We start from the raw sequence: 21,158 nt of genomic DNA, 5'->3' as shown, positions 1-21,158 counted from the left end.
AGTGAGAATGATCAGTCGTTGCCACGTACGCCTACCTGAAGCGAAAAACTAAAGCCCCCCCGGAGAATCAAGGATCTGCCTGACCTTACGCGCAAGGTCATGTGGCAGATACGGCTTGGAGATCACCTCGAACTCTGATCCGCCAACGTCCGTACGCTCGATGGAGTTCTCTGCATAGCCGGTGGTCAGCAGCACCTTGGTGCTTGGGATGCGTCTTCTGACCTCTCTCGCCAACATGACCCCATTCATGCTTCCGGGCATGATCAGATCGGTGAAGAGCAGGTCATACTGTTCACCCGCTTCGTATCGTTTCAGCGCTTCGCGCGCATTGAGCGATATTTCAGTGATGTAGCCGTAGTCCTCAAGCACCATCTTGGCGAGTTCTGCGACATCCGGGCGGTCCTCGACAATCAGGACCCTTTCGGTGCCATCCTGGTTATCGGATTTAAGCCTGAGCTCATCGGGAGATACCGACGCACTGTCCACTGGAAAGTACAGACGCAGCGTCGTACCAATGCCCTCCTCCGAGTAGATCCGGGCGGCCCCGCCGGACTGTTTGGCAAATCCATATACCATCGACAAGCCCAGGCCCGAGCCCTTGCCCTCATCCTTGGTGGTAAAGAAAGGGTCCATCACACGATCACGGATATCCGCGGACATGCCTACGCCGTTGTCGGTAACGGAGATGCTCACGTAGGCGCCCGGCAGCAAGCCGTCATAGGACGTCGCCAAGTCCTTGATCAGGACATTGCGCGTCTCAATGAACACTTTCGGTTCATGTCGCCCGATCAACGCATCCCGGGCATTGATGAAAATGTTGAGCAGTGCCATCTCGGCCTGAGTGGGATCAATCCGGCAGTTTTTCAACGAGCCATCAAGGTCAGATTCCACTTTCACTGCGTTGCCGAATGTCCTCTCTATTAAAGGCTCAACCAAGTGAACGAGCGTATTTAAATTCAGGACGCGGCCCTGTAGTTTCTGCTTTCGGGAAAACGCCAACAGTTGCTTTGTCAGCGTGCTGGCTTTTTCCACCGCAGACTTGGCATGGAAGGCGCTTCTCTTGATTCTTTCCAGGCTCGGCTCAGGTTTGTCGACGGCGCTGCCGATCAAGTCGACGTAGCCACCGATCACCTGCAGCAGATTGTTGAAGTCATGCGCAATGCCGCCCGTCAACTGACCCAGCGCCTCCATCTTCTGAGCCTGCCTCAAACCTTCCTCAGCATCACGGCGACGGCTTACATCTAACTGCGATGCAAAAAAATAAATCACATCGCCTTTTTCATTTTGAATAGGCGAGATGAAAAGCGCATTCCAGAAACTGCTTCCATCTTTCTTATAGTTAAGAACTTCGGTCGAAAACTCCTGCTTGTTTTTTACCGCGTCCCTGATGGAATTCACCACTTCTCTATCGGTCTCGACGCCTTGGAGAAAGCGGCAATTTTTCCCGACGATCTCATCATGCGCGTAACCGGTCATTTCCAGAAACGCCTGGTTGGCGAAGATGATCGGGTTGTCCGGCGCATTGGGGTCGGTGACGATCATCGGCATACGAGTCGTTTCGACTGCAGCAAAAAAGATGTCTTTTGGATGATCAGAAATATCTGCAGAAACGTTATCGTCTACCCGAAGGTTCTTGTGTGGCATCGCGCGCCTCCAAGCAACATTTGAAATCGTAGGACCGTACCGTCCCGCCCAAATTCCCTTTTTCAGAGTGCTTGAGCCTACGACCTCGCGACACGATGCCGAGCACAACGGCGCCGTCAGGCGACCAACACGCTCTCACGCGATACCGCCCATGCTGCAATCAAACGCTGCGGTGTCTGGCAGCTCTTGCGCTTGAACACAAAGTTGCGGCACTTCTCGGCAAACTGCTGGCGGTTGTGCACCATGTCCAACTGCATCTGGGCAAGTTCGTGGTCACGGCAGAGCTCAATCTGTGCGAGATCCATACTGGCTTTGCGTGCGCGATGCGCTGCGTACTTTCCATCAGTCACCGTACGTTGCGCTTCTTGCGCCAACCAGCGGCCGAACTCCTGCGGGCAACGTGGGCCGATGTCCTGGACCATCCCCCACTGCCGTGCCTGCACGGCGCTGATCGGCAGGCACTCTTCGGTAAGTTTGTAGGCAAGCTCACTGCCGACGGCGCGAGGCAGGCTGTAGGTCCAGTACTCGGAGCCGTAGAGGCCCATGGTCTTGTAATGCGGGTTCAACACGACACCTGCACGGGCGAACACGATGTCGGCCGCCAGCGCCAGCATCACGCCGCCCGCCCCTGCGCTGCCGGTCAGGCCACTGACCACCAGCTGCCGGGCCGTCAGCAACTCCTGGCACACATCGTCAATCGCCTGGATATTGGCCCAGGCCTCCAGCCCAGGTACGGGCGCAGCCTGGATGACGTTGAGATGCACACCGTTGGAAAAGCTCCCGCGCCCGCCCTTGATCAACAGCACCTGGGTGTCCCGCGCCTTGGCCCAACGCAGCGCAGCCACCAGCCGCACGCATTGTTCAGTGCTCATGGCGCCGTTGTAGAACTCGAACGTCAGTTCGCCAACGTGGCCGAACTCGCGATAACGAATCGGTTGATAGGCCGACTCATCAGCCCCTTGGTTGGCGATTGAACTGTCCAGCACCGGAACATCCCTCAACAGGCCGGCCAACACCTGGCGTGCCGGCAGCTTGAAGGTCTCCTCCCCTGGCTGGGCCTTGCGTTTGAGCGAACCGATCCACACGCTCCGATCGCCGGAGGCCACCAGCACCGCGTCGTCCTGAACCGCCAGGATCTCTCCCGGCAGGCCGCAACGCGCATCCAGGTGCGCGTCGTACAGGTAATACTGCCCACCCGCGAGACTCGCCAACACACCCGGCTGCCCGTCGGCGGCGTCGATGCTGCGCTTGATGAACCGTGCGCAGTCATGCCAGCTGAAGGCACGGTCGATCTGCTTCATATTCGGCTGCAAACGCCCGACGACGCTGGGTTGCGTGTAATCGAGCGGCGTGGGGACGAAACCGCCGGCGAATTTTTCCACCACGTCGCGAATGCAATAGATTGCCGCGTCACTCACCGCACCGTTGTACAACTCGGATTTGCGCACATCGGCGGGCATGTCGAATTCAAACGTCGACCAGACCGGCCCCGCATCCATTTCTTCGACCGCCTGCAGCGCCGTGACGCCCCAACGGCCGACCTGCTGGGTGATGGCCCAGTCCAGCGCGCTGGCGCCACGGTCACCGACGATGCCCGGATGAATGATCACAATCGGGCGATCCGGGTTGCTCCACAGTTGCTCCGGTACGCGGTCCTTGAGAAACGGACAGATCACCAGATCGGCCGCCGATGCCTCGATTTGCCGGCACACCGTGGCCTCATCCGTAAACAACACCACGCTGGGGTCGTAACCTGATTGGCGCAGGTCCAGCCAGGCGCGCTGGGTCAAACCGTTGAACGCCGATGACAACAAGATGATCTTCATTGATCGCATGACGGACTCTTCCTTGAGAATGCGCGGCCAGTGGCATTCATTCAGCCTTCCCTAGCCTTTGATGGAGACGCCAGGTTAAAGGGAGAACCGGGGCGGTCACCTGATCGAGATCAAGCTTGAGCCGGTTGAGCGAAGATAGAGATGCACGAAAGGTCTCAAGTCTGTCGAATTATGACCTGGACGGTCTTTATAACAGCAGCATACGATGGCGGCGTTCGAGGTTCATAACCCCAGGTAACAATGTAAGGCAATTACCAGGAGCTACCATGCAAGATCTACGTCAGCTGCGCTACTTCGTCGCCGTCGCGGAATGCGAAAACGTCGGCCGCGCAGCGGAACAACTGCACATTTCCCAATCGCCCCTGAGCCGGCAGATCGCCCAGCTTGAAGATCACCTGGGCCTGGCCTTGTTCGAACGGCGTAACCAGCGGCTGTTCCTCACCGCTGACGGGCGCACCTTCCTGTCCGAGGCGCGCGGCCTGCTCAAGCACGCCGAGCGCCTGGAGTCCCTGGGCAAGCGCCTGGGGCGTGGCGAGGAAGGCGGCCTGTGCATCGGCTACGTCAACCACGCCATCCATGCCGGCGTGTTGCCAGGCGCGGTGCGGGCGATCCGCGCCGAGCGCCCGCAGATCCATATTGCCCTCTACAACATGACCCCACGCGAGCAATTTGAAGGTCTGCGCCAACGCAGCCTGGACATCGCGCTGGTCTGCGAGCCCCCGCCGGACAACGACCCCGACCTGCTCGCCCGCCCTGTGCTGAATGACCCCATGCTGCTGGCGATCCCGACCGAACACCCGCTGGCGGCCAAGCTCGAACTCACCCCCGCCGACCTGCATGAGCAGGAATGGATCATCACCGGCAGCCAACCCGACTCGATCAATAAACGCGACGACTTCATCGCCCGGTGTGCCGATGCCGGCTTCGTCCCACGGCTGTCGCTGGAGGCGACCGACCCCTTGAGCGTGCTCGGGCTGGTGTCCGCCGGACTTGGCCTGGCCATGGTGCAAAGCAGCCTGGCCACCAGCGCAGGCCCGACGGTGGTGCTGCGCGAGCTGGACTGGTTCAGGCCCTGCGTCAGGCTCTGGGCCGCCTGGCACAAGGTGGACCTACGCCCGATCGTGAGCGTTTTCCGCGGCCAGGTACTAGCGCTGGCTGAGCAGACAAACCCGGCCTGAGTTCAGCTATCGCTTACCGAGTGCCGACGCGCATACGTGGCGCGTTCGACCTTGTAAAAGAAGTTTTCCTGCGTGCCGACGGCCAGCTGTTTGATCGACGAGTGGGAGAACGTCCCGCCGATTTTCTCCATGGCCCGTTGCGAACGGATATTTTGCGCCGCGATATGAAACCAGACCGTATCGACCCACTGGAAGGCATGCTCGAGCATCAGGCGCTTGAGTTCTGCGTTCGCCCCACCGCCCCACTTTTCTCGGGCCAGAAAGGTGTAGCCGATAGCAACCTCACGGGTCTTCTCGCTGAATTCGTAATAGCGCGAACTGCCCACGACCTTGCCGCTTGAACGGTCGATCACCACCAACACGCTGTTCGACGTCAGGGCTTCCTTGAACCATTCGCGAAAGACCGTTTCCTGATAACGCGTAGGGCTGGGGTGCTGTGCCCAGATCAAAGGGTCGGATGCGACGTTATACAGCGCGTCAAAATCCCCGGGCGCCAGTGGACGCAGCTCAAGTGAATCCCCAACGATTAACGCAGCGACAGGCAGCGATTGCATCCATGCTCTCCCGGAATCTGAACGTGCCCACGTGGGGCACAGGTGCGCTTGATTAAACAGCGCTTGAAGTTCCACCGCAAGAACCGGAGTTTCAGCCTCTCAACGGGTTCCCTACGCTGTGTTTACGGCCGCGACACCGGTAATGGCCGTCGAACGAAGGAAGCCCGCATGAACCGAATCGACACCCTGGATTGGCAAAGTATCCGCGTGGAGCTCGACCAGCAAGGCTTCGCCGTGCTGCCGGGTTTCCTGGGCCCACCCAACAGGGCGCGGGAACAGCTCCCGGCACTGCTGAACAGCCTCAGGCAGGAGTTTTATGCGCCGCTGGCACAGATCGCAAACCAATGGAACCTGATCGCCGGGAGGCCCTACGGCTTCCCGCTCCAACGCTCAACCGATCAGCGGCAACCCTCCTCGCCGCTGATGTGCTTGCGTGAAGGCGAGTCTCTGCCGCTTGGGCAGGCCATCGATGACGAAAGGGGGTTTGCGTTTCAGTTGACCGCCCTGCTGTCCTCTCCAGGCCAGGACTTCACCGGCGGCGAGTTGGTGCTGATCGAACAGCGGCCGAGGATGCAGTCACGCCCGATGGTGGTGCCCCTGCGGCTGGGTGATCTCGCAATCATCACCACGGCGCACCGGCCCTTCAAAGGCCGCAGGGGCTACTACCGCGTCACGATGAAACGCGCTATCAGCCGGGTTCGAAGCGGCGAGCGGGTTGGGTTTTTCCTGAACTTTCACTGCACATCGGAGCGAGTCCATGGATAACGAGCGTGTCTGGATGCTATTGAACCGAGCAGGCCAACCCTGCCCCAGCACTCGACCGGGCACGCTGGGCGGCCACCGAACGGGCAAACGTTACGGCACGCTCGATTGCCGAGCGGCGCTGCAAGCGATCGCGCGCGGGGGCTATGTGAAAAACCGCGTATTTTTCCTCGACGAGTCCGGCGCAATCGCCGCCGGCTATCGCCCTTGCGCCATCTGCATGCCTGCCGAATATCAGCGATGGAAACACAATGAATCGTCAAAATGAGCTGATGCTCGATGTCCCGGGTGCCCCTGGGGCCAGCCTGGAAGAGCTGGATTGGCAGATAATCGAAGCCGCACTGATGACCCACGGGTTTGCGCGACTGCCACCCTTGCTCACTCGCCAGACCTGTCTGGAGCTGGCGGCGCTCTACTCGAACAGCGAGCACTTTCGCAGCCGCGTCGTCATGGAGCGTCATGCCTTCGGCCGAGGTGAATACCAGTACTTTCGTTATCCCCTGCCCCCCATCGTCGAAGGCCTGCGAACTCGGCTGTACAGCCACCTGGCGCCCATCGCCAACCGCTGGCACTCGGCATTGAACGTCGGCCAACGGTTTCCCGAAACCCACAACGCCTTCAAAGCCGTTTGTCATCAGGCGGGCCAATGCAGGCCTACGCCGCTGATGCTGCGCTATCGGGCAAATGACTACACCTGCCTGCACCAGGACCTGTATGGCGAGCAGGTGTTTCCTTTTCAGGTCGTGTTTCTGCTGGATCAACCAGGGCTGGATTTCGACGGGGGCGAGTTCGTCCTCACCCAGACCCGCGCCAACCAGCCCGGCCAGGCCGAGGTCATCGCGCTTGAACAGGGCCAGGCGTTGATTTTCGCAGTGAACAGCCGACCGGCGCGCTCAACCCGAGGGTTTTGCCGCGTGAATGTCCGCCACGGGGTCAGCCGTCTGCATGGCGGCGAGCGCAGAACCCTCGGGATTATTTTCCACGATGCCAAATGATGCGCTCAATGTGAAGCCTTCATGCCCTTGAGCCATTGCAGCGCATCGTCGACCGATGGGCCTGCGCCACCCGGCGATACGTTGTGACCCAACTCGGGATACAGTCGATATTCGAACGGTTTGCCCTTGGCCTTCATTGCGTCCAACCGTTCCATCGCTAAAAAAGCCGGGGTTTGCAGATCCTTGCCGCCCAGCAACCAGAGGCCCGGAATCGCAACCTTGGCCAGCGAATTACGAGGATCAGTGTCGGCAAACTGATAGCGGTCAGGGTCTTGCGCAATATGTTTGCGCACCTGCGCTTCACTGTACTGGGTCCAGAAATCCGCCTTGCCCTGGGTCAGAAACTGAAAGCGCAACTGCTCACGCGTCGTCAGCAGCGGCCCGCTGAACAGCACCATGAAGCTCACGGCGCGGTTGTGCTCGGCCGCAATGGGAATGACCCAGCCGGCCTGGCTGAACCCCACCAGCCCAATCGACAGCGCAGTGGCCGCAACCTCGGTTGATAAGGCCACGACCGCTGCGTTCGCATCACCAGCCAAGGTTTGCAGGTTGGCCGCATCGAGATTATTGGTGCCAACCTCCGGCCCGACATACACACCTTCCGATTGCCCGACGCCGCGCTTGTCATAGGTCAGTACCGCAATGCCATGACCCGCCAGTAGTGTCGCGAAATTCATCATGCGCTTTTCCTGACCGGAACCGTGCACCAGCACCACACCGACAGCCGGATGCTCGGGCAGTAAAGCCGTGCCGGAGAGCGTAATACCGGCGTTGGAAAATTGGACTGCGTGGGTAGTGAAGCTGACGGCATCAGCGAGGACGAGCGTGGGCAACAACACAAACAGGCCCAATAACAGGCTAAGGGAACCGCGCATGATTCAATCCTGGAAAAAGCACATCCGAGTGCCGATGCGGCACTTTGACAGTCCCCTGTTGCCATCTCGTGACGCAGCAGTGACGACGCCTATCGCCTACGATTAAGCGCACCCACCTATTCCAGCACCAGGAGAAACACCATGCAGGCCCACAAAACAGCAATCGTCTTGATCGAATTCCAGAACGACTTCACCACGTCCGGTGGCGTGTTCCACGACGCCGTGAAAGACGTGATGCAAACCTCCAACATGCTGGCCAACACTGCCACCACCATTGAGCAGGCGCGCAAGCTCGGCGTGACCATCATCCATATGCCGATCCAGTTTGCCGTCGGCTACCCTGAGCTGACCTTGCGCGCCTACGGGATTCTCAAAGGTGTCGTCGACGCCGGCGCCTTCCGGGCCGGGAGTTGGGGCGCCGAGATCAGCGACGCCCTGAGCCGGGACCCTGCCGACATCCTGGTCGAAGGCAAGCGTGGGCTGGACGCGTTCGCCAGCACCGGCCTGGACCTGGTGCTGCGTAACAACGGCATCCAGAACCTGGTGGTCGCGGGGTTCCTGACCAATTGCTGCGTCGAAGGCACGGTTCGATCGGGTTACGAAAAAGGCTACGACGTGATCACCCTCACCGACTGCACGGCCACATTCAGCGATGAACAACAGCACGCGGCCGAGCACTTCACGCTACCGATGTTTTCCCAAACCCTCAAACACAGCGCGTTTCTGACGGCACTCAAAGCATCGGAGAATGGCTGACCACCCGCAGCGCCAGGCCTTCATAGGCATCCAGCGTGAGGGTGAATTCCCCCTCGGCGGTCAGGTCGCCCTCAACCCGTTCGTTGATGATGTCGACCACCGGCCCTGGCGCGATATCCGGCAGGTGCAAGGTTTCGGTAATCGGCGTGGCGCCGAAGTTGAGCGCTGTGATCTGGGTGCCCTTGCCCGCCGGCAACTCGTGAACCATGACCAGCAAGCCCGGATGCTCCACGTCCGGCACCAGGATCTGACGGCTGGCCGCAATGTCATAGGCGCGGCGCACCGCGAGGATCTTTTGCAGTTGCGAGGCAAACGATTCGGGGTCCTGCAACTGTTCATTGAGATTGCCGTACAAGGTTCGCGCGCGCGGCATTTGCCCCGCCGACAGCTCGGCCTGCGGGTTCAGGTCCACCAGGTCGTAGGCCCCGCGATGAATCCAGCGTGTGTCGCCATCGGCCATCAGGTGCGCCACGTGCTGCGCCGCCAACGGCAACGCGCCCACCAGGTCCCAGCCGGACAAGGCGAACACCCCAGGTTGCATCGCGTTGTACATCGCCAGCAGCAGATGTATCTGGCGGATCTGCCGGATATCGGCAGCGGTGATCGCCTCCAGATCACGAATACCCAGGGCGGCCGTGATGATGCTCGCCGTGGTGCAGGACACCCCGTTGGTCACGAACTTGAGGTTATACGGCGCCTGTTCGCCGGCCAGGCGTTCGTACATCTGCTCGCGGATGTGTTCGCGCAGGATATTGCCGGGGAAGGTCTGGCCTTGAAAGAGATAAGTGTCATGGGCGTGCAGGGTCCAGAAATGCACCAGCTCCAGGGTCAGTTCATCGTGGTTCTGTAGCGCGTGGATCAACGAACCGGGGTCGATGCCCTGGCTGTGCATCTCGCGCAGCATCAAGCGCAAAAACTCCGTGTCTCCCACCAGCAAGGCATGCTGGTAGGCCGGCCGGGTGATGAAGTCATAGGAAAGGTCCGCACCGCCGTGGGACATGGCGGCGATATCGTCCACGGTCAGGTTCAACTCCTGGAAGCTGAAGCCGCCCGCCTTGCGGATCGCCCCGCCCAACAACTGGTTGCCGGTGACGGCCAGCGGATGGCTTTCCGACCAGGCCGTGCCATCAAGCTTGCGCTCCACACCCAGGAAGCCATTGGCGTCCAGGCGCAGGATCTTGGAGCCCATCACATCGATGGCATGCAAGGCGTCACCGATGATCATTTGCTGCGCGGCGAACGAAGGGTCCAGCCAGTTGAGCGAAGGCTGCCCCTCCTTGAAGTAATGCAAGTACACCCAGCGCCGCGGCTTGCCGTCCACGCCTTGCACCACGGGCGTTGCGCTCCAGTCGGTTTCCTTGACTCCCGGTTCGAAGAAGATCACCCGTTGCAGCTGGCCGACGATGTAATGCTTGTCGCGCAAGGCGTCGACCTGGGTCGGGCTGAGGTTCTGCGCATCGCGGCCCGGGGCGACGTCCGGCAGCAACGGCCAGTCTTCCTCGCGGATTTCCACCATGTGGTAAAGGCCGGGATAGTCTTCGTAGGCCATCTCGGCCAGGCGAAAATCCGCGCCTTTGCCGGTGTGCGAGGGGATGACGTCATCGATGACCACCGCGTTGTGCGCTGCGGCCATGCGCGTCAACGCTTGCAACTGCGCGTCGGTGCCCAGCTCCGGGTCGATTTCAAAGCTGATGCGGTCGAAATTGCCGTCGATGGTCGGCGTATGCCGGGTACCGGAAAGCCCGCCGGATTTTTTCAGCGGGCCGTTGTGAATCCCCTGAATACCGATCTTGGACAGCGCGTGCCACAGGCTTTCATCCCCCAACGCCTCCAGCACCGTGCCGCCTTCACGGGTCACGATAGACGCCGGGTACGCGGTAAACCACACAGACGACAACGCTGACGCATCACGGGGCCGGGTCTGCGCGTAGGGCTGCTGCCACAAGCGCCCCTGCCCGGAATACAGCTTGGCCCGCTGGCGTGCCGCGTGCAGCATCGATTGCTCAACTAGCCAGTTCACATGATCGTTGTCTACCGCCGTCATAAGCCTGATACCTGTGTGGTGAAAGGGTATTGGTAAGCATAGGAGGGTCAACGGCGGTCATTCGTTGCATTGCGTTGGCGCTAACTATTCCAACTGCCGATATTGGCGCGGGGTGAACCCGGTCGACGCCTTGAACTGCCGGGTAAACGCACTGTGGTCGGTATAGCCGCACTGCAATGCCACATCGGTGATCGGCAGTTCGGTATGCAGCAGCCGATGGGCGTTCTCCAAGCGCACCTTCTGGATCATCTGGCGCGGCGTGAGGTGGAAGACACGCTTGCAATAACGCTCGAGCTGCGCCACAGAAATGCCGGCAATGCGCGTCAACTCACCGAGGGTGACACGTCGATTGAAGTTGTGCCGGATATACTCGTCCACAGCCGCGAGCCGCTGATAGGCCGGATGTTTTTCGCTGGCCGACTGCAGGTCTACCGAAATGCCCGCCAAGCCGATGATCTGGTTTTCGTGGTTATACAAGGGCCATTTATGGGTCAGGCACCAGCCCGGCTCGCGAGTGCCATACAGGTGCAGTTCAAGCTGATCCTCCAGCACATACCCTTGCTCCAGCACGCGCCGATCCTGATCGGTGTAACCCGGCCCCAACTGCGCCGGAAACACTTCGGCGCTGGTCTTGCCCAACAGCGGCTGCAGCTGTTTGAGGCCGCAACGTTGCACCAGCGTGTGGTTGGCGAGTAGGTAACGGGCGTCGACATCCTTGATGAAAATCGCGGCATTGGGGATCACGTCCAGCATCGGCAACAGCTGCGCCATACCCGCCAGTAGCTGCTCGATGCTGTGTGGGCGTGCCCCCTGGAGAAGGGCCGTAAACGCGCTCTGCATCATGATTTCAACCGCTCGTTTGGGCTTTGACGCCGAGCAGATTGCGCCATGTTCGCACGCCTGTCGAGCGCGGCAAATTGTGCCGAATTCGTCATTCACATCCGCGTAAAACATCAATCGCCGCCCCCCTTGATGCGTTCAGGATAGCGCCACTGCATGCCTATCCAATAACTCACAAGAAGGCGCCGCCATGTCTGCTCAAGGCAAGTTCAAGAAACAACTTTCACTGATGGACCTCACCTTTATCGGGCTGGGCGCCATCTTCGGTTCGGGCTGGTTGTTTGCGGCCAGCCACGTGTCTGCAATCGCCGGCCCCGCAGGGATTTTCTCCTGGTTGCTGGGTGGCTTCGCGGTGCTGCTGTTGGGCATTGTGTACTGCGAACTCGGCGCCGCCCTGCCCCGAGCCGGGGGGGTGGTGCGCTACCCGGTGTATTCCCACGGCCCACTGCTCGGCTACTTGATGGGTTTTATCACGCTGATCGCGTTTTCCAGCCTGGTGGCGATTGAAGTGGTTGCCTCGCGCCAATATGCGGCGGCCTGGTTTCCCGAGCTGACCCAAGCCGGTTCCAGCGACCCGACCACCCTCGGTTGGCTGGTGCAGTTTGCCCTGCTGTGCCTGTTTTTCATCCTCAACTACCGCAGCGTGAAAACCTTCGCCATCGCCAATAACCTGGTGAGCGTGTTCAAGTTCATCGTGCCGCTGCTGGTGATCGGCGTACTGTTCACCTTCTTCAAGCCGGAGAATTTCCAGGTGCATGGCTTCGCGCCCTTTGGTCTTTCGGGGATTGAAATGGCCGTGTCGGCCGGCGGTGTGATTTTCGCGTACCTGGGCCTGACGCCGATCATCTCGGTGGCCAGTGAAGTGAAGAACCCGCAACGCACGATTCCGATTGCACTGATCCTTTCGGTGTTGCTGTCCACCGCAATCTACGTGTTGCTGCAAACCGCCTTCCTCGGGGGTGTGCCGACGCAAATGCTCGCCGACGGCTGGGCCGGAATCAGCAAGGAACTCGCCCTGCCGTATCGCGACATCGCCCTGGCGCTGGGTGTGGGTTGGCTGGCGTACCTGGTGGTGGCCGACGCGGTGATCTCCCCCAGCGGCTGCGGCAATATCTACATGAATGCCACGCCGCGTGTGGTGTACGGCTGGGCGCAGACCGGCACCTTCTTCAAGGTCTTCACCCGCATTGATGAAAAGTCCGGCATCCCACGCCCGGCGCTGTGGCTGACCTTTGGGTTGTCGGTGTTCTGGACCCTGCCGTTCCCCTCCTGGGAAGCGCTGATCAATGTAGTCTCCGCCGCCCTGATCCTCAGTTACGCGGTAGCCCCGGTGACCGTCGCCGCGCTGCGCCGCAATGCGCCGCACATGCTGCGCCCGTTCCGCGTCAAGGGCATGGCGGTGCTCGGCCCGCTGTCGTTCATCATTGCCGCACTGATCGTGTACTGGTCCGGCTGGAGCACCGTGTCCTGGCTGCTCGGCCTGCAAATCCTGATGTTTGCGGTGTACCTGCTGTGTGCCCGGTGGGTGCCGACTGCGCACCTGAACCTGCAGCAGCAAGTGCGCTCGTCGGCCTGGCTGATCGGTTTCTACGCGGTGACCATCCTGCTCTCCAAGCTCGGCAGTTTCGGTGGCATCGGCGTGCTCAGTCATCCATTCGACACGCTGGTCGTCGCGGCGTGCGCCCTGGGGATTTATTACTGGGGCGCCGCCACCGGCGTGCCTGCGCACCTCGTGCGCCTGGAAAACGAAGACGACGAAAGCGAAGCCGTCAGCGCCACGCACTACAGCGCCCCCCTGTCCCCGGCTACCCCTTGATGGAGCGTTTTATGAAACGGTTGCACGTTATCGACTCCCACACCGGCGGCGAACCCACACGCCTGGTCATGGACGGCTTTCCTGAACTGGTCGGCGATACCCTCGCCGAAAAACTCGACTATCTGCGCACCCATCACGACCAATGGCGCCGCGCCTGCCTGCTCGAACCGCGTGGCAATGATGTGCTGGTCGGCGCGCTGTACTGCGCGCCGATCACACCCGGCGCGACCTGCGGGGTGATCTTCTTCAATAACGCCGGCTACCTCGGCATGTGCGGCCACGGCACCATCGGCCTGGTGGCCTCGCTGCACCACCTGGGGCATATCGCACCCGGCGTCCACCACATCGACACGCCGGTCGGCCCGGTCGCCGCCACGCTGCACGCCGACGGCGCCGTGACCCTGCGCAACGTGCCGGCCTATCGTTATCGCCAGGCCGTGTCGGTGCAGGTGCCTGGGCATGGCGTGGTGCAGGGCGATATCGCCTGGGGCGGCAACTGGTTTTTCCTGGTGTCGGACCACGGCCAGACGCTGCAGATGGATAACGTCGACGCCCTCAGTGACTACACCCGGACGATGCTCAAGGCGCTGCGCACCCAGGGTATTTCTGGCGCAGACGGTGCCGTGATCGACCATATCGAACTGTTCGCCGATGACGCCCAGGCCGACAGCCGCAACTTCGTCATGTGCCCCGGCGGGGCTTACGACCGCTCGCCTTGCGGCACCGGCACCAGCGCCAAGCTCGCGTGCCTGGCCGCTGATGGAAAACTCGCCGAGGGTGAAACCTGGGTGCAAGCGAGTATCACCGGCAGCCAATTCGAAGGCCGTTATGAACGGGACGGCGAACACGTACGCCCCTTCATTACCGGCCGCGCCTATATGACCGCCGACAGCACCTTGCTGATCGACGCACAGGACCCTTTCGCCTGGGGCATCTGAGCCCCCCGCCTCTTCAACTGAACGGAGCTAAAACAATGAGCGACAACATCTTCACCGGTTGCATCCCCGCCCTGATGACCCCGTGCACTCCAGAACGCAAACCGGATTTCGATGCGCTGGTTGCCAAAGGCCGCGAACTGATCGATATCGGCATGAGCGCCGTGGTGTATTGCGGCTCGATGGGCGACTGGCCGTTGCTCACCGAAGCCGAACGCCAGGAAGGTGTGGCACGCCTGGTAGCGGCCGGGGTACCGACGATTGTCGGTACCGGCGCAGTGAACAGCCGTGAAGCGGTGGCCCACGCAGCCCATGCGGCCAAGGTCGGCGCCCACGGTTTGATGGTGATTCCCCGGGTGCTGTCGCGTGGTGCCAGTGCCACTGCGCAAAAGGCCCACTTTGCGGCGATCCTCAAGGCGGCGCCGAACCTGCCGGCGGTGATCTACAACAGCCCTTACTACGGTTTCGCCACCCGCGCCGACCTGTTCTTCGAATTGCGCCGCGAACACCCGAACCTGATCGGCTTCAAGGAATTCGGCGGTGGCGCGGACCTGCGTTATGCGGCGGAAAATATCACCTCCAAAGACGATGACGTGACCCTGATGGTGGGTGTCGACACCCAAGTGGTCCACGGTTTCGTCAACTGCAACGCCACCGGCGCCATCACCGGCATCGGCAACGCGCTGCCTCGGGAAGTGCTGCAACTGGTCGCACTGAGCAAACAAGCCGCCAAGGGCGACGCCAAGGCTCGACGCCTGGCCCGTGAGCTGGAAGCGGCGCTGGGCGTGTTGTCGTCGTTCGATGAAGGCTGCGACCTGGTGCTGTATTACAAGCACCTGATGGTCCTCAACGGCGAGCGGCAATACGCCCTGCACTTCAATGAAACCGACGTACTCAGCGACGCTCAACGCCGTTACGCCGAAAACCAGTACGCCCTGTTCCGCCAGTGGTACGCCAACTGGTCGGCTGAACAGAACGTCGCCTGAGCCTTTCGCGCCGCCGTGACGGTCACGGCGGCCCCTTCCTTTTTTTGCAGGACGACTCCATGACTCTGACGGGCAGTATGCTGATCGGACAGCACACCGTTTACGGCAATCGCGAAGCGATCCGGGCCATCAACCCCGCCACCGACAGGCCGCTGGAGCCCGCCTATCACGGCGGCAGTGGCGAGCACGTCGAACGCGCCTGTGCCCTGGCCTGGGCGGCGTTCGACACCTTTCGTGAAACCTCACTGGAGGTTCGTGCGAGTTTTCTCGAAAGCATTGCCGAGCACATCGAGGCGCTCGGCGATGAACTGATCGAACGCGCCGTGGCCGAAACCGGCCTGCCGCCCCAGCGCATCCAGGGTGAGTGCGGCCGTACCTGCGGGCAATTGCGCACCTTCGCGCGCACCGTGCGTGCGGGTGAATGGCTGGACGTACGCGTGGATACCGCTGAGCCTGCGCGACAACCGCTGCCGCGTGCGGACCTGCGCCAACGCCAGGTGCCGCTCGGACCGGTGGCGGTTTTCGGTGCGAGTAATTTCCCGCTGGCCTTTTCCGTGGCCGGCGGTGACACCGCGTCGGCGCTGGCGGCGGGATGCCCGGTGATCGTCAAGGCCCACGGCGCGCACCCAGGCACCAGCGAGCTGGTCGGGCGCGCAGTGGCCCGGGCGGTGAGTGCCTGCGGTCTGCCGCCGGGCGTGTTCTCCCTGCTGTACGGTTCGGGCCGTGAAGTGGGAATCGCGCTGGTGACCGACGCACGGATCAAGGCCGTCGGGTTTACCGGCTCGCGCAGCGGCGGTCTGGCCTTGACCCAGGCGGCGCAGGCGCGGCCCGAACCCATCCCGGTGTATGCCGAGATGAGCTCGATCAACCCGGTGTTGTTGTTCCCCGCAGCGCTGCAAGCCCGCGCATCCGCGTTGGCTGAGGGCTTTGTGGCGTCGTTGACCCAGGGGGCCGGGCAGTTTTGTACCAACCCCGGTTTGTTGATTGCCCGCGCAGGCGAGGCGCTGGATCGCTTCATCGGTGCCGCGAGCGAGCGACTGCAAGGCTGCACGGCGCAGACCATGCTCACGCCCGGCATTTTCAATGCCTATGCCACCGGTGTGAGTGCACTGGCGGAACATGCACAGGTCGTCGCCCAGGGGTTGCCGGCCACCGGTCCGAACCAGGGCCAGGCGCATCTGTTCATCACCCAGGCCGACGCGTTTCTCGCCAACCAGCACCTGCAAGCGGAGATCTTCGGGGCCAGTGCCCTGCTGGTGGTGTGTGCCGACGATGTGCAAGTGCGCCAGGTGTGCGAGCATCTGGAAGGCCAGCTCACCGCCACCCTGCATCTGGAGGCAGCCGACCTGGCCAGCGCCAGCGCCTTGCTGCCGGTGCTTGAACGCAAAGCCGGGCGCCTGCTGGTCAACGGCTGGCCGACCGGCGTGGAAGTCTGCGACGCCATGGTCCACGGTGGCCCGTTCCCGGCGACCTCCGACGCCCGCAGTACCTCGGTGGGGACGGCGGCGATCCTGCGTTTCCTGCGCCCGGTGTGTTATCAGGACTTCCCGGACAGCCTGCTGCCCTACGCACTTGAGCAGGCCAATCCGCTGCAGCTGCGGCGCTTGCTCAACGGCCGGAGAGAGGTGTAGCCATGGGCGCTTCCAACACGGCCGATATCGCGGTCGTCGGCGCCGGCATTATCGGCGTCGCCTGTGCCCTGCAATTGGCGCGTCAGGGCCAACGCGTGGTAGTCGTCGACCCGCAGGCCCCGGGCATGGGCGCCTCCTATGGCAATGCCGGGCACCTGGCGACCGAGCAGGTGTTCCCGATTGCCGATAGTTCTATCCTCAAACGCCTGCCGGCCATGCTGATGGACCCCATGGGCCCCTTGCGCCTGGACTGGAAATACCTGCCGCGCGCCCTGCCCTGGTTTGCGCGCCTGCTGCTGAACCTGCGCCCGGCCCGCTACCGGCAAACGGTGGCGGGCATCCGTGCGCTCAATGAGGCCAGCCTCGGGGCCTGGCAGCGCTTGCTGCAGTCGATTGAACAAGCGCAACTGCTGCGTGCAGACGGCTCGTTGCTGGTGTATGAACGCGCCGAGTCGCATGCGGCCATTGAGGCGTTGCGCGAGCGCATGCAGCAGCAAAACGTGGCGGTGGCGGTCTGGTCAGGCGATGCGGTGCGCCAGGCGGCGCCGCAATTGAGCGATAGCATCCAGGGTGCGCTGTTTTTTCCAGGCACCGGCCACTTTCTCGACCCTTTTCACGTGGTCGGCGAGCTGGTCAAGGCCGCCAAGGCCCAGGGTGTGCAATTTCTCAAGCAGCGCGTCGTGGATGGGCGTGTCGAGGCCGATGGCGTCTCGTTGATGACGGACCAGGGCGTGCTGACGGCGCGCCAGGTGCTGATTGCCTGCGGTGCGCATTCGGCCCGGCTTACCGTTGCGCTGACCGGTAAAAAAGTCCCGCTGGACACCGAGCGCGGCTATCACCTGATGCTGCCTCATGAACAAGACCGCCTGCCGTTCGCAGTCACCTCCTTTGAGCGCAAGTTCATCATGACGCCCATGCTCGGCGGCTTGCGCCTGGCAGGCACGGTGGAATTCGCCGGGCTGCTGCGCCCGCCGAATATGCAGCGCGCCTGGCAATTGCATCGCTTGAGCCAGGGCTTGTTTCGCCAGGACCTGAGTACGCAAGGCGCCACGCCCTGGATGGGCTTTCGGCCGTCTTTGCCCGACTCTTTGCCGATCATTGATCGCGTCGCTGATGGCAAGGTGCTGCTTGCGTTCGGCCATCAGCATCTGGGGCTGACGCATGCGGCCGTTACGGCGGAAATGGTCGTGCAACTGCTCAAACCTGAACCACTGAACCCTGGGTTACCGGCTCAGGGAGCCTATCGGTTGGAGCGTTTCTAAAAGTCGAGCTTGAGCGAGGCTGCGAAGGCGGTGTGTCAGGTGACGTCTCTATCGATTGTGCCGCCCCTATCGAAGCCTCGCTAAAGCTCGACATCTCCCACACTGGGCGGCGTTGGCGCGGGCTACTTGACCAGTCGCTTCTCTTTCGACGGCCGATAGCCGAAGTAGGCGCTGTAGCACTTGCTGAAATGGCTCGGCGACACAAACCCGCACGCAACCAGCACATCGACTTGGGACAACTCGGTGTGCTGCAGCAACCGCCGCGCCTCGGTCACGCGCAATTCCATGTAATAGCGTTGCGGCGTGGTGCCCAACTGCTCCTTGAACAAACGCTCCAGCTGACGCCGCGAACGGCCGGCGTACACGGCCAACTGGTCGAGCTCGAGGGGTTCTTCCAGGTTGGCGTCCATCAGTTTCACCACCTCGCGCAACGGCGCGCTGACGCAGACGTTCTCGGTGGGTTTGATCCGGCGATAACGCGACTCTTCAAAGGCCAGGATGTCTTCGATCCCTTCGACCAGCGCCTTGCCATGCAGCTCCTTGATCCAGTCGAGCGCCATATGGAAGGCTCCCGATGGGCTGGAAGCCGTCAGGCGGTCGCGGTCGATCACGTAGGGCTCGCTGGTGACCTGGGCGGCCTTGGACACCTCCGCCAGTGCCGGGCGATGTTCCGGGTGAATGGCGCAGCGGTACCCGTCCAGCAGGCCGGCCCGCCCGAGGAACCAGGCGCCATTCCACAGGCCGGCGAGGCCGATACCGAGTTCGTCGGCGGTACGCAGCAGTTGTATCAACTCATCGCCCGCCTTGAGTTCGGTGCGAAAACCACCACACACCACCAATAGATCCAACTCCTGCAATACCGCCGCGTGCAGGGGCGCATCGGGGCGGATCACCAGGCCCAGGTCGCTGATGACCTCGGCATCGCTGAAGCCGAAAGTACGCGTCGTAAACAGCTCGGGCCGCAACAGGTTGGCGGTGATCAGCGTATCGAGGGCCTGGGTGAATGCGGGCAGGGAGAAATGTTCAAGCAACAAAAAGCCGACGCGCTTGAGCGACGACGGCTGTTGGGGAGAGTCATTGAGGTAGCGCAGGTTCTTGCCTTTCATACCACCGCTGAACTGGCGTCTTTCCATCGAGGGTCGGCCCACTGTTATTGTTGAGTGCTGTGGGCGACATCTTAGAGGATTGGTGCGTCAAAGCGGCGAAAACGTGGAATGCAGGGCTGATCTTTATAAACACGGCCCCTTTGCAAGCCCGCGCCGCTGCACACCCAGAGTGATCTGATACGGATTTTTCTTTCGCATCTGCCGCTGTATCGAAATCGGCCCCGAGCGGACAATAGCCTCACTCCCGACACCCTTGTCGAGCATGGCAGGCAGGTTCCTGCCATCCCCTTCCCTTCGGAGGCGTTATGACCAAGATGGCACTTTTCCTGTTCGGCTTTCTGGTGCTGACCATCGGTATCGGCATGCTGGCGACCATATCCCCGGTTTAAAGCCGATCAACTGCCCGCGAGCATCGGATACAACGACACCACCAGCAGCGCAGCCATCAACCCGTTGAACAACCGCAACCATCGCGGCTCGCGCAACACATTGCGCAAGCCGCTGCCACAGCCCACCCAGACACACACGCTGGGCAAGTTGACCACGGCAAACACCAGGGCGATCACCAGCACGTTGGTGATATAACCCTCGGCCGGCGTATAGGTGGTGATCGCGCCCAACGCCATGATCCATGCCTTGGGGTTGACCCATTGAAACGCCGCTGCCGCCAGGAACGTCATGGGCTTGCCCTGCTCATCACTGCTGTCGGACATCCCCGCGGAAGTCGCAATCTTCCACGCCAGATACAGCAAGTAGGTCGCGCCCATATAGCGCAACACCGTGTAGGCCCACGGAAACAGCTTGAACACCTCGCCCAGGCCCAGCCCGACCGAAATCACCAGCACCATGAAGCCGATGCTGATCCCCAAGGCATGGGGCATCGAACGGCGAAACCCGAAGTTCACCCCCGACGCCAGCAACATGGTGTTGTTGGGGCCCGGGGTGATTGAGGACACGAAAGCGAACAGCACGAAGGCAGACAGCAGGCTGGTAGACATGAACATGGCGCGGCATCCTGGCGGTTGTTATGTCTGCGACAGTAAAGGGTTCTCGAACGGAACGCCCCGTACAGCTAAGAACGGAGCGAGGAATACACTTAGGTTCTCTCGAGAGAATCAGGTTTTTCGGTACCGTACGGCCACACCGCAAAAGATCACCGGCCTCAACGCTATGGAACGGAACTGGATGAGAAATCACGCTGCCTGACCAACCCCTCCAACGTAAACCGCGCCTGCATCAACACCACATCCCGCACCAGTTCCATCTCCTTCTGATTCACTTGCGTCCACTTCAGCGCCTCGAGCAGCTTGGGTTTCTGTACCCGAAATGCCAGCCCTTGGGTGAACAGCGCCATGGAGTGAATCACCGTGCGTTCATCTTCCACGGGAAAACCGGCCAGGCGCGCGATCAGTTGGCGGATGACCCGGCCAATACGCGCCTTGAAGCGATCTTCAAACGCCATGGTCGCGCTTTCAGGGCATAGACCCGCCTGATGCCGATCGAGAAAGGCGCGCCAGGCCGTGGCCTGGGGGCTGTCCTGGATCGTCGAGACCACGGTCGCCAGGATGCCCAGCGACACTTCGATCAAGGTGCTGTCTTGAGCCTTCGCATCGCCCAGCGCGCACTCTGCGGCGTCCACGCAGGGGCCCATTTTGCCCCAGAGCAACGTAATCAAATGCTCGACGCACTCCAGGTACACCCCCTCCTTGCCATCGAAATAGTACTGGATCGCCGGGGCGTTGACGCCGGCTGCCGTGGCGATGTCGCGGGTGGAGGCGCGGTCGTAGCCACGCTCGCCAAACACCACGATCGCCGCCTCGATGATACGTGCGCGAGTTTCTTCACCACGCTGATAGCCACCCTCAGCGGCGGGTTTATGTCGTGCCATGTGCCGTTCCTTTTCTCTACCGGAGCAAAATATACCAGTTGACAAAAATTC

19 protein-coding genes are annotated in these 21,158 nt (G+C 61.5%); 10 read left to right on the top strand and 9 right to left on the bottom strand.

Annotation, left to right across the window (positions count from 1 at the left end; translation table 11 throughout):
* Positions 1–48: 48 nt before the first annotated feature.
* Positions 49–1,644 (bottom strand): histidine kinase famiy protein, encoded by a 1,596-nt coding sequence (locus ACQRBT_RS21990; protein ID WP_412046101.1) that lies wholly within the window; start codon positions 1,642–1,644, stop codon positions 49–51.
* A 116-nt stretch (positions 1,645–1,760) separates the two neighbouring features.
* On the bottom strand, positions 1,761–3,479 hold the full coding sequence (locus ACQRBT_RS21985; protein WP_412046102.1) for a hydrogenase maturation protein: 1,719 nt from the start codon (positions 3,477–3,479) through the stop codon (positions 1,761–1,763).
* 266 nt (positions 3,480–3,745) lie between these two features.
* Between ACQRBT_RS21985 and ACQRBT_RS21980 the strand changes: the two genes are divergently transcribed.
* A complete protein-coding gene (locus ACQRBT_RS21980; RefSeq protein WP_411984194.1) occupies positions 3,746–4,657 on the top strand; it encodes a LysR family transcriptional regulator in 912 nt (303 codons plus the stop codon).
* Between the two features lie 2 nt (positions 4,658–4,659).
* Here ACQRBT_RS21980 and ACQRBT_RS21975 read toward each other — a convergent pair whose 3' ends face one another.
* Positions 4,660–5,211, bottom strand: a complete 552-nt coding sequence (locus tag ACQRBT_RS21975; protein ID WP_412046103.1) for a GNAT family N-acetyltransferase — start codon at positions 5,209–5,211, stop codon at positions 4,660–4,662.
* A 168-nt stretch (positions 5,212–5,379) separates the two neighbouring features.
* Here ACQRBT_RS21975 and ACQRBT_RS21970 point away from each other — a divergent pair, with 168 nt between their 5' ends.
* From ACQRBT_RS21970 to ACQRBT_RS21960, 3 genes are read left to right on the top strand one after another with little or no spacing between them, the layout of a single operon-like run.
* Entirely contained in the window at positions 5,380–5,976 is a 597-nt protein-coding gene (locus ACQRBT_RS21970) for a 2OG-Fe(II) oxygenase (RefSeq protein WP_412046104.1), read from the top strand.
* The gene (locus ACQRBT_RS21965) at positions 5,969–6,241 is read left to right on the top strand and encodes an Ada metal-binding domain-containing protein (protein ID WP_412046105.1); all 273 of its coding nucleotides are present in this window, start codon (positions 5,969–5,971) and stop codon (positions 6,239–6,241) included. Before ACQRBT_RS21970 ends, ACQRBT_RS21965 begins: the two co-directional genes overlap by 8 nt.
* Complete coding sequence (locus ACQRBT_RS21960; protein ID WP_412046106.1) at positions 6,225–6,968, top strand: 2OG-Fe(II) oxygenase; 744 nt, start codon at positions 6,225–6,227, stop codon at positions 6,966–6,968. The genes ACQRBT_RS21965 and ACQRBT_RS21960 overlap by 17 nt, the downstream gene beginning before the upstream one ends.
* A gap of 5 nt (positions 6,969–6,973) precedes the next feature.
* Here ACQRBT_RS21960 and ACQRBT_RS21955 read toward each other — a convergent pair whose 3' ends face one another.
* Complete coding sequence (locus ACQRBT_RS21955) at positions 6,974–7,843, bottom strand: alpha/beta hydrolase family protein (protein ID WP_412046107.1); 870 nt, start codon at positions 7,841–7,843, stop codon at positions 6,974–6,976.
* Between the two features lie 141 nt (positions 7,844–7,984).
* Between ACQRBT_RS21955 and ACQRBT_RS21950 the strand changes: the two genes are divergently transcribed.
* Entirely contained in the window at positions 7,985–8,599 is a 615-nt protein-coding gene (locus tag ACQRBT_RS21950; RefSeq protein WP_161547914.1) for a cysteine hydrolase, read from the top strand.
* Here ACQRBT_RS21950 and treS read toward each other — a convergent pair.
* Together treS and ACQRBT_RS21940 are read right to left on the bottom strand one after the other, a co-directional pair.
* The gene (gene treS, locus ACQRBT_RS21945; RefSeq protein WP_412046108.1) at positions 8,577–10,643 is read right to left on the bottom strand and encodes a maltose alpha-D-glucosyltransferase; all 2,067 of its coding nucleotides are present in this window, start codon (positions 10,641–10,643) and stop codon (positions 8,577–8,579) included. The genes ACQRBT_RS21950 and treS overlap by 23 nt on opposite strands.
* A gap of 84 nt (positions 10,644–10,727) precedes the next feature.
* On the bottom strand, positions 10,728–11,486 hold the full coding sequence (locus tag ACQRBT_RS21940) for a helix-turn-helix transcriptional regulator (protein ID WP_412046109.1): 759 nt from the start codon (positions 11,484–11,486) through the stop codon (positions 10,728–10,730).
* 187 nt (positions 11,487–11,673) lie between these two features.
* On the opposite strand from ACQRBT_RS21940, the gene ACQRBT_RS21935 reads away from it, so the two are divergent.
* From ACQRBT_RS21935 to ACQRBT_RS21915, 5 genes are read left to right on the top strand one after another with little or no spacing between them, the layout of a single operon-like run.
* Entirely contained in the window at positions 11,674–13,299 is a 1,626-nt protein-coding gene (locus tag ACQRBT_RS21935; protein WP_060752746.1) for an APC family permease, read from the top strand.
* An 11-nt stretch (positions 13,300–13,310) separates the two neighbouring features.
* Positions 13,311–14,237 carry a 4-hydroxyproline epimerase gene (locus tag ACQRBT_RS21930; protein WP_412046110.1) on the top strand — a complete coding sequence of 309 codons (927 nt, stop codon included), beginning with the start codon at positions 13,311–13,313 and terminating at the stop codon, positions 14,235–14,237.
* 35 nt (positions 14,238–14,272) lie between these two features.
* Positions 14,273–15,220 carry a dihydrodipicolinate synthase family protein gene (locus tag ACQRBT_RS21925; protein ID WP_412046111.1) on the top strand — a complete coding sequence of 316 codons (948 nt, stop codon included), beginning with the start codon at positions 14,273–14,275 and terminating at the stop codon, positions 15,218–15,220.
* Between the two features lie 59 nt (positions 15,221–15,279).
* A complete protein-coding gene (locus ACQRBT_RS21920; protein ID WP_412046112.1) occupies positions 15,280–16,851 on the top strand; it encodes an aldehyde dehydrogenase (NADP(+)) in 1,572 nt (523 codons plus the stop codon).
* Between the two features lie 2 nt (positions 16,852–16,853).
* The gene (locus ACQRBT_RS21915) at positions 16,854–18,113 is read left to right on the top strand and encodes an NAD(P)/FAD-dependent oxidoreductase (protein WP_412046113.1); all 1,260 of its coding nucleotides are present in this window, start codon (positions 16,854–16,856) and stop codon (positions 18,111–18,113) included.
* 122 nt (positions 18,114–18,235) lie between these two features.
* On the opposite strand, the gene ACQRBT_RS21910 is transcribed toward ACQRBT_RS21915, so the two are convergent.
* From ACQRBT_RS21910 to ACQRBT_RS21900, 3 genes are all read right to left on the bottom strand, one after another.
* The gene (locus ACQRBT_RS21910) at positions 18,236–19,219 is read right to left on the bottom strand and encodes a GlxA family transcriptional regulator (protein ID WP_060752741.1); all 984 of its coding nucleotides are present in this window, start codon (positions 19,217–19,219) and stop codon (positions 18,236–18,238) included.
* Positions 19,220–19,614: 395 nt separating this feature from the next.
* Entirely contained in the window at positions 19,615–20,223 is a 609-nt protein-coding gene (locus tag ACQRBT_RS21905; RefSeq protein ID WP_060752740.1) for a LysE family translocator, read from the bottom strand.
* A gap of 164 nt (positions 20,224–20,387) precedes the next feature.
* The gene (locus ACQRBT_RS21900; RefSeq protein WP_060752739.1) at positions 20,388–21,107 is read right to left on the bottom strand and encodes a CerR family C-terminal domain-containing protein; all 720 of its coding nucleotides are present in this window, start codon (positions 21,105–21,107) and stop codon (positions 20,388–20,390) included.
* Between the last annotated feature and the right edge of the window lie 51 nt (positions 21,108–21,158).

Source organism: Pseudomonas sp. R19M, assembly GCF_050312585.1.
In the GTDB taxonomy this organism is placed as follows: Bacteria; Pseudomonadota; Gammaproteobacteria; order Pseudomonadales; family Pseudomonadaceae; genus Aquipseudomonas; species Aquipseudomonas palleroniana.
Note: the sequence above shows the minus strand (reverse complement) of the source record. Positions and strands in the feature narration are given on the sequence as shown.